The sequence below is a fragment of the Gimesia fumaroli genome, assembly GCF_007754425.1.
Taxonomy (GTDB): Bacteria; Planctomycetota; Planctomycetia; order Planctomycetales; family Planctomycetaceae; genus Gimesia; species Gimesia fumaroli.
The window spans coordinates 1214956-1228831 of record NZ_CP037452.1 but is presented as its reverse complement, the minus strand read 5'-3'; the positions used below and the strand labels follow the sequence as shown (position 1 = coordinate 1228831).

The window sequence follows — 13876 nt, the reverse complement described above, 5'->3', positions numbered from 1 at the left end:
AAATAATATGACGACCGGCAGTTTGCCATTTGCGCACCGGTAGCCGGAACGTGTCTGTCAACATTTTTGAATTGCCGGCGCACACTGCGCAGACCGAGACTGTGTTCACAAACCGTGATTAAAAAACAATGGTGGGGTCGATGAGTTTAATGGTCCAAAACAGGACACCGCATTCAGTCCGACTCCTGTTAAACAGAGTCGCCAGATGCAGGCTGCGCGCAGGTAGAAACGTTCTTCAGATCAAAGAAAGCAACAGACCTGAACTCTGCACAAAGAAACGCTACATTCTCCGCACAGAGACAGACGCATTCAGACCGCGATGCGCGCAAAAAGAGTGTCCGTTTCAGACCAGGGGCATGTCAGACTCAGAATCATCTGCGTCTCCCACTCCAACCCGTCTGTATTCGGGCGAGACATACAGTCGGTCACACCAGTGGACGCGCTGCATATAAAGAGTCATACCTGTTTTCCTGTGAAAACGAAAAGGGTGCAGGAAGAAAAAACCCATCAGGGAGCGTTCTCAATTCCAATTGCAACGAGAGTAACACGCACTTCCCGTTTCGTCAACTTGAAATCAGCCAAAACGGTCATTCGATGCAAGGAAGAATCCTGACATCATGACACACATATCAGCAGACAGGTTCCGGTCATTCTGCATACGACCGCAGCAGACCACATGTGGGGCAGCGGTATGTCATGATCTTTCTTGTTCCGGATTCATCCACATGGATCGTCTCGGTCCGGTTCTTCAACTGCATCCCGAACAACGTGCGGCTTTCCGCTTCGGGATCGCCTGGATGCCATCCCGTTTGCAGGGTCCCCAGGAACGTATTATCCGGGACAAATCCTTTTTCCATATCTTTTCCACAGTCAGCGCATTGCGGGGTCGTACTCATCAGAATCTCCAAAAAGTCATGTTTTCCGAAAGGTCGATCTGTATTTAACGCAAGATGAGCAGCATTGGATCATCAAATTTCCGGGCTGCGGATAGGGAGCGGCGCCTTCAGGTTGGTGGCGGACGCCGTTCCGCTCATTTTGGCGCGGGAGATTCTGCACGGGGGCCAGGTAGCATTCCTTAACTCTAATCCCCCTATCACTGTTGAACATATGGGGTTAGTACCCTGACGCTAACTGGGCTCTGCTGTTGTCCCAGTCCCTGAAAACAAGGGAAACAGTCCCCGACTGAATAATGCGGAGTGTTTATCTCAGAGGTGAGCTGGCAGAGCGGTCGGTCTTAGGCTGTGTCCAGTTTTACTGTAACGTCTCCAAGGCCATTTGGACCGAGTATATTAGATTAAGACACGCTATGGTTAAATGTGATGCGCTCTAGCTCCAACCTACGCGCATCAAAAAAGGGACCACCTGCTGGTGGTCCCTTCGAGGGTGCCTTATTTTTTGTTGCGGACGAATCAGTCCCAGTTCAGTGATCCTGAGCTCTGGTATTCGGTCACGCGAGTTTCGAAGAAGTTCTTTTCCTTCGAAAGGTCCATGGTTTCGCTCATCCAGGGGAAGGGATTGGAAGAACCGTACTGGGCGGGCAGGCCAATACGTTCCAGACGACGGTCAGCGATATGCTGCACGTATTCGCGGAACAGGTCGCCGTTTAATCCCAGAATTCCGGTAGGCAGACAGTCTTTGGCGTATTCAATTTCCAACTCGGCAGCATACTTGATGCGGTCGATAATCGTCTGCTGGAATTCGGGAGTCCAGAGCTCCGGGTTTTCCTGTTTGATGCCATTGATCAAGTCGATACCAAAGTTCAAGTGGATCGTTTCATCACGCAGGATGTACTGGAACTGCTCGCCAATCCCCGTCATCATGTTGCGACGATGGAATGACAGCACCATCACGAAACCGGTATAGAAGAAGAGCCCTTCCATGATCAGGTAGTAACCGATCAGGTTTTTCAGGAATGCCTGAGCTCCTTCAAAGGTATCCGTCGTGAATTCGGGATCAAGAATCTCAGACGTCAGTTCCATTTCCAGTTGATCTTTTTTAGCGATCGCAGGAACTTCGTGGTACATGTTGAATACTTCTGACTCATTCAGTCCGAGGCTTTCGACAATGTACAGGAACGTATGAGAGTGTACGGCTTCTTCAAACGCCTGACGTAACAGATACTGACGGCATTCTGCGTTCGTCACATGTTTGAAAATCGCCAACACAATGTTATTGGCAACCAGGCTCTCGGCTGTCGCAAAGAAACCGAGGTTTCGCATAATTACAAAACGTTCGCCATCACTGAGTTTGCTGGAACGCCACATTTCGATGTCTTTGGTCATACCGACTTCGGTAGGCATCCAGTGGTTGGCACAGCCATTCAGATAATGTTCCCAGGCCCAATGATACTTCAAAGGCATCAATTGATTGACGTCGACCTGAGAGCAATTAATCAGTCGTTTTTTATCTGCTTTAAAGCGTCCCGTGGGAGTATCTCCCACAGGGGTGACTGCTGGAGTAGCTGCTGTATTCGAATTAAGAATTGTCATCATAACACCTCTTTAAAATCCATTAGTAAACTTAAACTGAGCACAATTGATTGTGGGATGAAACATCAGGATTACTGACATGCTTCACAGTCACCATCCAGGTTGCAGGTCTCACCGGGAGTAATCAGCGTGGCTGCTGCCCGTTCGACTTGAATATCACCTGACGCACTTGCGTTTTTCATCCAGCGAGGCTGAATTCCGAATTTGTTGACGTCCACGGTTGATTTCTCAACCTGCGTCGCTGCCAGAGTTCGCAGATAGTAGGTTGTCTTCAACCCGCGTTCCCAGGCCAGCATATACATTTCATGCAGCTTCTTACCCGAAGGTTCTGCCAGATACAGATTGAGTGACTGTCCCATATCAATCCATTTCTGACGATGGGCAGCACATTCAATGGTCCACTTGGGCTCCACTTCGAATGCTGTCAGATAGCGGGCCTTCAAGTCATCAGGAATGCGTTCGATCTCTGTAACCGAACCATCATAGTACTTGAGGGCTTCCAGCATATCTGCATCCCATAATCCCAGCGCTTTCAAGTCATCCACCAGTAAACGGTTGACCTGAGTAAACTCGCCGGACAGATTGCTCTTCACATACAGATGCTTATAGGAAGGCTCAATCGATTGAGACACACCAATGATCGTCGAAATCGTCGCCGTGGGAGCAATCGCCATCACGTTGCTGTTACGCATCCCGTTCTGCGCGATTGAATCCCGCACGACCTGCCAGTTCAGGCGGGTCTGCCGATCCACTTCAATCGGAACTTCGCGTTCTTTTTCATGCAGATCCAGCGTATCGATGGGCAGTAAGCCACGATCCCACTTGGAACCAGCATAAGAACCGTAACGACCACGCTCACCCGCCAGTTCAGACGAAGCCAGAATCGCGTAGTAGGAAATCGCTTCCATGCTGGCATCGGCAAACTCGACAGCCTGCATGCTGGCATAGCTGATCCCCTGAGCGAGCAGAGCATCCTGGAAACCCATCACGCCCAAACCGACGGGACGATGGCGGGTGTTCGAATTACGGGCTTCATCTGTCGGATAGTAATTGATATCAATCACGTTATCCAACATTCGCATCGCAGTCCGTACGGTCTCTTCCAGCATTCCCAGATCAAGCTGACCATCAACAATGTGCAGTTTGAGGTTGACGGAACCCAGGTTACAAACAGCCGTCTCATCCCGCGAGGTATTCAACAGAATCTCAGTACAGAGGTTACTGCTGTGAACCACACCCGTATGATCCTGAGGCGAACGCAGGTTCGAAGGATCTTTCCAGGTAATCCAGGGATGACCAGTTTCAAACAGACGCGTCAGCATCTTACGCCACAACTCGACAGCAGAAATCCGACGGAAGAGTTTGATCTCACCGGTTTCGGTCATCTTTTCGTATTCAGCATAACGCTGTTCGAATGCCTGACCGTAAAGATCATGTAGATCGGGAACATCGTTCGGGCTGAACAGAGTCCACTCGGCATCTTCGCGAACACGACGCATAAACAGATCAGGAATCCAGTTCGCCGTATGCATATCATGGGTGCGTCGTCGATCATCGCCTGTATTCTTACGCAAGTCGAGAAACTCTTCGACATCCATGTGCCATGTTTCCAGATAGGAACAGACGGCACCTTTGCGTTTGCCACCCTGGTTCACAGCGACAGCAGTATCATTCACGACCTTCAGGAACGGAATCACGCCCTGGCTCTGACCGTTGGTACCACTGATGTGCGAATTGGTCGCCCGGATTTGAGTCCAGTCATTCCCCAGTCCGCCGGCCCACTTGGAAAGCTTGGCGTTATCAGCAACACATTTGAAAATGTGGTCCAGATCATCGTCAACGGTCGAAAGATAACAGGAACTCAACTGAGGATGCAAAGTCGCTGAGTTAAACAGAGTCGGTGTCGCCGATGTAAATCGAAACGTCGACAGAATGTTATAGAACTCAATTGCCCGTCCAGTAAAATCGCCGGCTTCCTGAATCGCCAGTCCCATGGAAACACGCATCCAGAAATACTGAGGCGTTTCAATACGACGGCCGTCAATGTGCAGCAGGTAACGATCGAAAATGGCCTGCAATCCCAAGTACTGGAACAGGTGGTCGCGTTCCGGCTGGAGCGCCAGAGCAATCCGGTTCAGATCAAACTTGTGCAGATCGGGAGTCAATCGTTTGGCTTCAATTCCATCATTGAGGAACTGTGTAAAACGATCTACATAGAGCTGATTCAATTCATTGACGTCAGAGGGCGCATTTCCCAGAGCGTCATTGTAGATAATCTTCAGCATCAAACGCGAAGCAACCGTATCGTAGGCAGGATCGCGTTCGATACGAGTCCGGGCTGCCAGAATCATGGCACGATACAACTCTTCGACAGAAATCCCGTCGAAAATCGAACGCATCACTTCTTCAAGCAGATCTTCCGCCGAACAATCGCCTTCCAAACCGCGACAGGCTTCGGAAAGCCGTGCTAAAATACGTCCTTCATCAAAGGGAACTTTGGTTCCGTCTTTGAGAATGACATGGAACCGGGGCGCCGTTGATTTGATTTCTTCAGACTCATCTACCAGATCATTAGATCCGCGTAATGCACGAAGCTTGGCGCGCTCAGCACGATAGACAATGTAGCGACGTGCAATACGGTAGTGCCCGCGTCGCATTAACATCATCTCGACTACGTCCTGAATCTTTTCTACTTCAACACCAGAATCACTACTGGCGGCGGCAGCAATTTCATTAGCCACTGACTCGACCATTTCCGGAATTTCCATCCGAATTTCATCGTCGAGTGGCTGATTATCTGCGAGATTCAGTTCTGCGCGGAAAGCGTTAGAGATTGCACGACCGATCAACGATGCATCAAAGGAAGCTGTTCTTCCCCCCCGCTTCGTGACGATCCATTCTGTTTGCGCTCGAATCATTCGATTGCCTCCTTAAAATGGAATGCTAAAAATCCGGCTGTGTCCATGCCGACAGCAGCTTGTTGTATTCATAATTGGGACGTGGTGATACCAGCATATCGTGGCACACAATACACTCGCACCAGATTGCCAGAAATGACAAACAGAAAAGAGGGGGAACATAAAGAGACAGGGACAGGCAGACAACATCACCTTAGTGTGTGAACTGGCAACTCCCTTTGCTCTTAAGAACCCTCACTGATCTGAAATTCAATTTCTAAAACCATCTGAATGTGAGAGCTAAGATTCCACCAAACACCTGAGAGACAGGTTTTTCGAGCAAAAACAGACACCATATCCGCTCTGATCAGAGACAAAAACACGGCCCGCATCTATTCAAAAACACACTGTTTTAAGATCTGGTAAAATCAACTTTATCGTGCCCCAAACAGAACCACTTGTATAGCGTTTTGTCTGAGCCACTCACTCATAACACCCAATATAGTGTGTATATTTCAGTAGTCAATACTAAATGTTGGACATCGTCCAAAGATGTCAAGAATCATTAGCAAGACTCAGCAAAACCCTATATTTGTAGAAACTACACACAATTTTCATTCAAATCCAATCCTGAGATCATGAAAAAGTGCAAAAGAAATCTTTCTCAATCCACTGACCGTCAAACTTTAAAATGCCCATTCATCTTGTGGGAAGACACCAGCTTGAAGAAGGGCAAATCGAGCAATGATGCGACTCTTCACGGGAACTTCATTTGCAGTTTAAAGAGAGACCAGCACAACTCATTTTCGATGGGAACCGGAAAACAACTGTCTTATCAGGCTCTGAGTCAGCATCCAGGCAAACTCAAAGCGGGACACCACAGGACGATTTTTCCAGACATTGAATTGCAGCCGTTCGATGTGATCCAGGATTTTCAGGCCACCCCGAATAAACAGATCAATGTCAACCTGCAATCGCCCGGGAAGCTGAGCAACCAGCGGCAAACCATCCAGCAGAAACTGACGGGCGCGCTGCACTTCAAAAGCCATCAATCGTTGAAATGATTCGTTAAACTCGTTGCCCTCTAATTGTGCGATGGTATAGCCGAATTGCCCGCGATCTTCGGCAGGAAGATAAATCCGGCCCATATCAAAATCGCGTGAGACGTCCTGCCAGAAATTTGCAAGTTGCAATCCGGTACAAATCGAATCAGACCATGCCAGCGTTTCAGGCGAAACAGACCGGCAGAGATGCAGTACCAGTCGCCCCACTGGATTGGCACTCTTCTGGCAATACTCCTCTAGCTGCGCAAACGACTGATACTCGGTGACACGCTGATCCTGCTCAAAGGCCTGAATCAGATCATCAAAGGCCTCTTGGGGTAGCGCAAATTCTTCAATTGTTGGTGCCAGAGCAATAAACACCGGATGCAGGCGCGGCGCGGGTGTTTGTGGATCGGCGTTAGTACCGGAGATCCCCTGATAGCATTCCTCTAGCTGTGATCGCCACCAGGCGAGCAGTGTGAGGGAGGTCTCTGCGTCCTGAATTTCATCTCCCAGATCATCGGCCCAGCGACAGAACGCATAAACGTTAAAAAAGTGCGGACGCAGTTCCCGCGGTAATGCCCAGGAGACAACGGGAAAATTTTCGTAATGCCCCAGTGCAATCTTACGGCAGTATTCCCGAGCCTGCTCCACGTCGATGGGAGCATCCGTTCCCTCATAATAGGAAGAATCGGGCCCCCAAGCGGTCAATTCTTGCTCAAATACCGTCATTTCGCCGGAAGTTCCCAAACGCAGTGCTCCAGTTGATTAACAATCGTCCGCTAACTGGATATTCTATAAACATATGACTCAGCCGCATAATATGCCATCACCGTCATAAGACGGTTTGCAGAGTTCTGTTTCTTGCCGCCCGGCATCAGCACAGGTTTATTTGTCAGCCCGGCTTATTTGTCAGCACAGAGAAAAACTCCGAATCGACGGGCGCTCAAAAGATTCTGATACCAGCACACTCAGGGATACAAGCCCCGGGTCTGGAAATCAAGCGAGCAACCTCAATCCCCGCCGATTCCAACTGAAAACGATTTCTTTAGAAAAACGTAAAATCATGGCCGTACCAAAAATTGCCATCGTGGGCCGACCCAATGTCGGCAAAAGTTCGATTTTCAACTGGCTTGCCGGACACCGTGTCGCCATTGTCGACCCGACGGCAGGGGTGACCCGTGATCGGGTTACGTACCTGGTTCATGAAAAAGAGCGCTACTTCGAACTGGTAGATACCGGCGGAATTGGAATCACCGATAGCGACGATCTCTCGGAAGATATCGAACGTCAGATTCAGGTCGGCATCGATGAAGCCGATCTGATTCTGTTTGTCGTCGACGGCTCGATGGGTCTTGCGCACCTGGATGAAGAAGTCGCCCAGAGACTAAGGTCGATTGAAAAACCGAAGATCCTCTGCATTAACAAATGCGACTCGACGAAAACCGATGACGAAGCGGCTCAATTTTTTCGCCTGACAAACGCCCCCGTGGTTTTAACCAGCGTCAAAGGAAATCGGAACCGTAACGAATTAATCGAAGCCTTATTGGATCACCTGCCCCCCGCCGAAGAGTTTGAAGAAACCGAAGGCGAAACGCTTTCAGCCGACCCCGAACTGAAAATCGCCATCGTCGGCCGCCGCAATGTCGGCAAGAGCACGTTCATCAACGCGCTCGCTGAATCAGAAAGAATGATCGTCAGCGAAGTCGCCGGTACCACGCGTGACAGTGTCGATATTCGCTTTGAATTCGATGACAAATCGTTCCTGGCCATCGATACGCCGGGCGTACGCAAGCGCAAGAGTCTGGCCAACAATATCGAATTTTACGGTTTAACGCGCGCGAAGCGCAGCATCCGTCGCGCCAATGTCGTGCTGATGTTTTTTGATTCGCAGCAAACGATTTCCAAAGTCGACAAACAGCTCGTCAACGAAATTGATGAAAACTATAAGCCCTGCATCTTCGTCATCAACAAATGGGATCTGGGCCGCGAGAGTAAGATGACCTCTGAAAAATGGGATGAATACCTGACGTCACAATTCCGCACCATGCGGCACGCTCCCGTGGCATTCGTAACCGCCCGCGATTCTCGAAACATCAAACAGGTAATCAATCTGGCTCAGGCGATTTACAAACAATCCCGCATTCGCGTTTCGACGGGCCGACTGAATAAAATCGTCCGGGCTGCAATTCAGAATAGCCAACCACCGTATTCTAAAAACCGTCGACCGAAAATTTTCTACGCGACACAAGTAGCAACCGAACCACCGACGATTGTCCTGAAGTGTAACGACGCTAAACTCTTCACCGACTCCTGGAAACGCTACCTCAGCGGCGTCCTGCGGGAACAGCTCCCGTTCAAAGAGATACCGATCAAAATCTATTATCGCTCGAAAGACCTCAAAGAAGAGGGCGGCCCCAGTCTGGACATGATCGACAACGACGATTTCCAGGAAGACTTCGAGCCGGAACGACCATAGCGACCCCAAAAAGGACAGGGTTTACGTTCAAACATCCGCTGATTCTCTCCCTTTCATGTCTGGCTCTTCTATTGTTGGAACGATATCAGGGTCAGTTCAGGCCCCGTCCCGCGCGTGTCATCCCTCTTCGAAACCAGCGCAGCATCTTCACCTCTGAACCTTCATCGCGCTCTGCTGAATAAATTCATCTTGACCGCCTCTCGTCTTTTGGAATGATGAAGCGTAGTTAGCGTCGCGCGCGAGAACACTACTGGTTCAGCTGAAATATCTGAATCACTGAAAAAACCGGCACCATAAAACCCACTCGTTTCAGCACGATTTCCCAAACCACTACTCACCCGCACCTCAGTTATCAAACGACATCGCAGCGTTTCACTCCGCAATCCCGGAGCTTCATAGAACGATCCCAGAGAATATATGCGAACGCCCCTTGACTCACCCACGCCATTGACAATGATTTTATTCACAAACATGATTTCTTCCACAAAAAGATAGGGGTAGGAAGGACCGGTTGCTTCCGGTCCCCCCTCCCTCCGAACCGGACGTGCGGTTCTCCCGCATCCGGCTCTCCGGTTGGTAGTTTTACCTCTGCGAGGATTGACTGGCCAGAACATGGGATTGTTTCAAGGAGAACAGTCCCTGTTCGGCAAAATAAGCATTGGGCCAGCGTAAATGATCGTGTCCTCGTCCGCGACCTTTGCCTTTACGACGTTTCCGAAGTATACTTCGCAGACGCATGCGAACCCACTGATCCAGGATGGTATACGTGGAAGGCTGGCAGTGTTGAAAATAATTGAACCAGCCACGTAGCGTCGGGTTGAGCTGTGCAATGATGCATTGAAGGCTATGCCCGTTCGTCCGCCTCGTCTTCTGCCGAATGGAGTCTTTGAATTTCTGGAGACTTTTCTTTCGAGGGAAGCGATAACGCCCCTGGAAAGTGTAACCCAGAAAATCGAAGCTCCCCTCGGCCATGTCGACGATGTGAGTCTTGTCCGGATGCAGCGTCAGGCCGGCTTCCGCCGTCCACTGCCGCACCATCTCCAAAGCTCGCTCGGCGTCTTCCCGAGTTCGACACAAAATCACGAAGTCGTCTGCGTAACGGACCATCTCAATTCCGGCTCCCGCCATCAAATGGTCGAGGGGATCGAGATAGATGTTGCTGAGCAACGGGCTGATCACCGCTCCCTGGGGGCTCCCACGATCGGGAGTCCATTCGGCAAGGTCATCTAGAATCTGTTGACGCAGAAACATCTCGATCAGCGTCAGCACCTGGCCGTCGCTGATTTTCTCCCGGACCCGATTCATCAACTTATCGTGGGGAATTGTGTCGAAATAGCTCTTCAAATCTGCATCCACCACATATGTGTAACCGCTTTCGAGCAGCGTATCGACACGCTGTAGCGCATCCTTACAGCCGCGCCCGGGACGGAAACCATAGCTTTGCTCGGCGAAATCCCGTTCGAAGATTGGTTCCAGCACTTGGCGTAATGCGGTCTGCACCACCCGATCCCGAGCTGTGGGAATCCCCAGAGGACGCAGTTCCCTGCTCCCCGGCTTGGGAATCCACTGTCGCCGGATTGCCTGCGGTTGGTAGTTTCCTTCCCGCAGTTGTTGCGACAGCTTTCTCAGGTTCGGGATCAATCGCTCGGCGAAGCGTTCGCAGCTGACGTGATCCACACCAGCTGCACCGCCGTTGGCGGCTACTCTACGAAACGCCTGATACAAATTTCGATCACGATCGACTTTATCGATCAGACTGAACCATTGGCCTCCTTTCACCCCCGTTTCGAGGGCCGTCAACATGCGGTCTGTCCAGACACATGGTTCTACCCAGTCCCAGCGGGACGAAGCTTCTCCGACTTGTTTAGCCGCAAACGGCACTCGCGTCGGTTTTTGTTCCCTGTTTCGGTTCATTCCACATCTACCTTCCTGCATCCCTTTGCTCCACGGGCGTTACCCCGCTTCTTCGCTAATATGGATGCTCTGACTCCTACCCAACTGGCTCTTCGTACCGGTCGGCTCCAGAGAATCCGGAATCCGGCACATGAACGCCATCCTTAAGATCGGGCAGGTCTCCCTGCTTCATCACATCAAACCTTCAGACCATTCCGTCTCCAACCACCCCTCGTTGCCCCCGGGACCGACCTGGTTTTGAACCACGGGGCTGACCGTCGCGGAACCGCTGGCAGCGGTCCCGCACCCACTCGGCAGAGTTTCGCACGACGTCACTTGGGCTTCGCCATTCCCTAGCTGGCTCACCACAACGAAAAGCCGAATCGAGTTCGTTATCCTACGGACTAGTCGTTCACATCCGGTTGCTCTCCACCTCCTCTCACGAGAACGCAGTTACCTTCTGTTACGAAGTTCAGGTCAAACTTCGGCAAGGACTTTCACTTCGCTGATTCAATGCGCTTGCAGGCGCACTAGGGAGCGGCCCTATGTGGCCGCCCGCCTCGCGAATCACGATCCCAATTCACCGCATTAATGGAACCAGAACGGTCCACAAAAAGTGAGCGGATCGGCACTAGCCGCCCTTTCAAACAGCAGTGAGAAATTCCCACCCCAGCGGCAAACAAATCCTACCCGATATCACCAGAACCGGCGCAGATGAACATTCCGCAGGAATCCCGAGAGCCCAGATTATGTCTCTTAATTCGCATTCGTCCTGATAAAAGAAAACACATCAAGATAGGCAGTCAAAAACGGACCGAGCAGGAACCGCAGCAAAGGTCACAAGGCGGCGATTCGACCAAGTGACACATTTTCTCTATGATGGCCAGGGAACTAACAGCGACTGTGGTGTGGTCGATCCCTGATTCCAGAGGTAGAAGCTTCCCCATCGCCAGTCTTCGGCCCACTGAACCAGATTAACCGTCAACACATACCGATCAACATAGAGGCAAATTAAAAGGCAAAGAAGAATCTGTGCGGCAGTAGTCAGATCCAACACCTGCGTTAGTGCGTTACAGAGAGGCCTTAGTAGACACACGTTGTAGCAGTCACATCGAAGCGATTTACCTGTCCTTACTGAAAAAAGGAAAATCAAAGAAGTGGACCATCACTGCCTGCATGCGAAAATTTCTTACGATCCTGAATACGATGAGGAAAAATAACCAAGCGTGGAATCAAACACTTATTGCCACTTGGCAGATTTTAACAGAACCACTGCCCCCTTTTCTGTCCTGTTCCTCATTTAATCTATCTCTTCCCAGTCAATATTAATACAGGCAAAGTCAATCTTTCGCACTGCAGGATATCCGATTTTTTTTTCAACAAGATCAAGTGCTTGCGACATGTCTGCTATTGCAACAAATAGTTCATCATCTGGTTTTAGTATCAATCCATACTCATTACTCCACGTTTCTCGAAACAGCGTAATGGTGTGCTTCAGTGATGAAGCTCTATTAGGTGAGGCGTTTCTGAGATGAATCTTCGATTCCCACTGCTCACCCACGTCCTGTGGGAAGATCCAGACTTCCGGCTTGCCTACTTTATTAGAGAGACTCACCAGTGAGTATTCTTTACCTTGAAGCTCAGAATTAATTTCATGGATGAGTTTCAGTCCACCATGTTGTTGAATCACTTTGTTTGCTTGCCATTGAAGTATTATTGCTAAGACTGTTGCACCTATCGCAACTACCACTACTGCAACTAACAAAAAAATGATTAGATAAATAATTACCATTTTGCTTCGTGTTTTCAATTGTTTAGTCGTTTAGCTCTTCTGCTACACGGAGTAAAATAGAACTCAGTAGATAAAAGGTGTCAGGAACCAAATAATGAAATGTAAAGGGAACCTCGCGAGAATTCCCGCTTACTGGTATCTACTCATATTCTACCCCTTTATTAATTCCACGAGAGTAGCGTTGTTCTGAATATGTTCGCTTTCTCTTCAACCTTTTGCTGCCTGTAGCAATTCCCATTTTGATTCGGGACGATCCTGTCACGCAGTATTCTTTTTGTGTCTTTTCGTGTTTTTCGTGGTAGTAAAATCACAACAGATCACACAATCGATGATTTAGTCGAAGTTCATTTTCTTGATGTGCTCAGCCGCGGCGTCTGCCAGGACGTCGCGGAACATTCGATCGGGATTGTCGAAAAAGGCGATGCTGATTCCGCGATCGACGGAGCGGGTCGCCAGCAAGGTCAACATGGGTGTCGGTGGCACATAACGCTCCATGTATATGAGCCGCATTCCGGGTCCCTCGAGATTCAGCAGGCGTTCAAAATACTGCATGGCCAGATTGTCCTCGCGGGCCAGCACGGCGCCTTTCACCGAGACGCGTAGTTTCTGCCATTCTTCAGGCGTCATTTCTTTTTTCCAGGCCATGACCTGCCGATGCATGGCATCAAGTTGGCTCGCCGCTGCTCCGGCAATATTCGCTTGAATCATCGGCAGCATACTCCGCGTGAAAGCGTGCAGCTCCTCGGTGCTGAACTGCTGCTGTTGAATCACCCTCTCCAGGAACTGCTTCGAACCCGCCAGAAGCTGTTTCTGCCGTTTGAGTTTTTCGCCTTCGAGCCCCATGTGATCAAGCTGTTTCTCGACTTGGTCGATCTTTCCGTGATACTCAGCCAGTTGTTGCAGGCGTTGCGTGTCGAGCTTGCCGGCGCCGGGTGGTCCGAGCATCAGGTAGATCGCGACCGGCATATGGGCAAAGACTTTGAATGTATCGTACCTGGGAAAAAGTATTTCCGATGTGGTCTCTTTCTCGTTCCGGATCAACACGAGCTTGCCATCTTTCAGCAGAATGATCGGCCCGCCAGAAGCAAGGTCTAGCTTTCTCGCGGCCGTGTGCGCATTGATGAAGTCACGATTCAGCTTAACAAGCGCGGTGCTTGCTGCTTCATTGATCTCTTCCGAATCAGCCGTATGGGGCAATATCATCAAGATAAGGCCCGCGAAAATCATTCGTCTCATATTCCTGCCTCCCTGGTACAGAATCAGCTTACGGATCTAATCACATT

At 50.1% G+C, this 13876-nt stretch carries 9 protein-coding genes and 1 pseudogene; 2 read left to right on the top strand and 8 right to left on the bottom strand.

Annotation, left to right across the window (positions count from 1 at the left end; genetic code table 11):
* Positions 1–647 precede the first annotated feature (647 nt).
* From Enr17x_RS04780 to hpnC, 4 genes are all read right to left on the bottom strand, one after another.
* Positions 648–896: a PF20097 family protein gene (locus Enr17x_RS04780; protein ID WP_145306395.1), complete on the bottom strand. Its 249-nt coding sequence runs from the start codon at positions 894–896 to the stop codon at positions 648–650.
* A gap of 513 nt (positions 897–1409) precedes the next feature.
* Complete coding sequence (locus Enr17x_RS04775; RefSeq protein ID WP_198001177.1) at positions 1410–2489, bottom strand: ribonucleotide-diphosphate reductase subunit beta; 1080 nt, start codon at positions 2487–2489, stop codon at positions 1410–1412.
* Positions 2490–2560: 71 nt separating this feature from the next.
* On the bottom strand, positions 2561–5407 hold the full coding sequence (locus Enr17x_RS04770) for a ribonucleoside-diphosphate reductase subunit alpha (protein WP_145306393.1): 2847 nt from the start codon (positions 5405–5407) through the stop codon (positions 2561–2563).
* 779 nt (positions 5408–6186) lie between these two features.
* Complete coding sequence (gene hpnC / locus Enr17x_RS04765; RefSeq protein ID WP_145306391.1) at positions 6187–7161, bottom strand: squalene synthase HpnC; 975 nt, start codon at positions 7159–7161, stop codon at positions 6187–6189.
* A gap of 334 nt (positions 7162–7495) precedes the next feature.
* On the opposite strand from hpnC, the gene der reads away from it, so the two are divergent.
* Positions 7496–8908 carry a ribosome biogenesis GTPase Der gene (der, locus tag Enr17x_RS04760; RefSeq protein ID WP_145306389.1) on the top strand — a complete coding sequence of 471 codons (1413 nt, stop codon included), beginning with the start codon at positions 7496–7498 and terminating at the stop codon, positions 8906–8908.
* Between the two features lie 582 nt (positions 8909–9490).
* Here der and ltrA read toward each other — a convergent pair.
* Entirely contained in the window at positions 9491–10822 is a 1332-nt protein-coding gene (gene ltrA / locus Enr17x_RS04755; protein ID WP_198000725.1) for a group II intron reverse transcriptase/maturase, read from the bottom strand.
* Between the two features lie 171 nt (positions 10823–10993).
* Positions 10994–11167 carry a hypothetical protein gene (locus Enr17x_RS29450; RefSeq protein ID WP_198000726.1) on the bottom strand — a complete coding sequence of 58 codons (174 nt, stop codon included), beginning with the start codon at positions 11165–11167 and terminating at the stop codon, positions 10994–10996.
* A gap of 711 nt (positions 11168–11878) precedes the next feature.
* Here Enr17x_RS29450 and Enr17x_RS30430 point away from each other — a divergent pair.
* Positions 11879–12052, top strand: a pseudogene (locus Enr17x_RS30430) (IS110 family transposase); the annotation flags it as partial.
* Between the two features lie 49 nt (positions 12053–12101).
* Here the strand turns inward: Enr17x_RS30430 and Enr17x_RS04750 are convergent.
* Both Enr17x_RS04750 and Enr17x_RS04745 read right to left on the bottom strand, forming a co-directional pair.
* Positions 12102–12593, bottom strand: a complete 492-nt coding sequence (locus tag Enr17x_RS04750) for a hypothetical protein (RefSeq protein WP_145306387.1) — start codon at positions 12591–12593, stop codon at positions 12102–12104.
* A 333-nt stretch (positions 12594–12926) separates the two neighbouring features.
* Positions 12927–13829, bottom strand: coding sequence for an LUC7 domain-containing protein (locus tag Enr17x_RS04745; protein WP_145306385.1), 903 nt, complete (start codon positions 13827–13829; stop codon positions 12927–12929).
* Between the last annotated feature and the right edge of the window lie 47 nt (positions 13830–13876).

Excerpts from the sequence above, each read along its gene's own strand:
- Enr17x_RS04780 (WP_145306395.1), bottom strand. The coding sequence starts at position 896 with ATGAGTACGACCCCGCAATGCGCTGACTGTGGAAAAGATATGGAAAAA.
- Enr17x_RS04775 (WP_198001177.1), bottom strand. The coding sequence starts at position 2,489 with ATGACAATTCTTAATTCGAATACAGCAGCTACTCCAGCAGTCACCCCT.
- Enr17x_RS04770 (WP_145306393.1), bottom strand. The coding sequence starts at position 5,407 with ATGATTCGAGCGCAAACAGAATGGATCGTCACGAAGCGGGGGGGAAGA.
- hpnC (WP_145306391.1), bottom strand. The coding sequence starts at position 7,161 with ATGACGGTATTTGAGCAAGAATTGACCGCTTGGGGGCCCGATTCTTCC.
- der (WP_145306389.1), top strand. The coding sequence starts at position 7,496 with ATGGCCGTACCAAAAATTGCCATCGTGGGCCGACCCAATGTCGGCAAA.
- ltrA (WP_198000725.1), bottom strand. The coding sequence starts at position 10,822 with ATGAACCGAAACAGGGAACAAAAACCGACGCGAGTGCCGTTTGCGGCT.
- Enr17x_RS04750 (WP_145306387.1), bottom strand. The coding sequence starts at position 12,593 with ATGGTAATTATTTATCTAATCATTTTTTTGTTAGTTGCAGTAGTGGTA.
- Enr17x_RS04745 (WP_145306385.1), bottom strand. The coding sequence starts at position 13,829 with ATGAGACGAATGATTTTCGCGGGCCTTATCTTGATGATATTGCCCCAT.